The 689-nt window shown below is 53.3% G+C and carries 1 pseudogene; it reads right to left on the reverse strand.

Going from position 1 to position 689, the window contains the following annotated elements:
- Positions 1–274: 274 nt before the first annotated feature.
- Positions 275–689: pseudogene (locus RTK32_RS08580) on the reverse strand (M20/M25/M40 family metallo-hydrolase); the annotation flags it as partial.

Consider the following 689-nt stretch of genomic DNA (forward strand, 5'->3'; position numbering starts at 1 on the left):
ACCGCTTACAAAATCTGTATTACGCTAAGGCTTACTGCTTATCGCTTCTTCTTTAGGCATACGCTTACACAATCTGCATTACGCTAAAGCTTTACTACTTATCACTTCTTCTTTAAAGCGTCGCTGACGTTATCTGCGTTGCGCTAAAATATCACTGCTTATCGTCTCTTCTCTGAGAGACGCTGTACGCAACCAGCGTACGGCAAGCAGGGTGCCCTGACGCCGATGCGAGCCGTAAAAAACAGGCGAAGCGTAGTGCTTCGCCTGCTGGATTTTACTTAGCCGGGATCGCCTTCAGCAGCGCGGTCAGCAGCTGCCAGTACAGGCCAACGCTGCCGATATGCACCTGCTCGTCCGGCGAGTGCGGGCCGGTGATGGTTGGGCCAATCGAAACCATATCCATGTCCGGGTACGGTTTTTTAAACAGGCCGCACTCCAGACCCGCGTGGATCACCTGAATATTGGGTGCTTTGTTAAACAGCTTTTTGTACGTTTCTTCTACCAGCGCCATCACCGGTGAAGAGGCATCGGGCTGCCAGCCAGGATAGCTGCCTTTGGCCACGGTTTTCGCGCCCGCCAGGTCGCCGAGTGCCGTCAGCGTTTCCACCAGATATTCTTTGCCGCTGTCGATCAGCGAGCGAACCAGGCAGTTGATACGCGCTTCATCATCTTTAATCGACACTACGCCA

This window comes from Erwinia sp. (genome assembly GCF_031978025.1).
GTDB lineage: Bacteria > Pseudomonadota > Gammaproteobacteria > Enterobacterales > Enterobacteriaceae > Erwinia.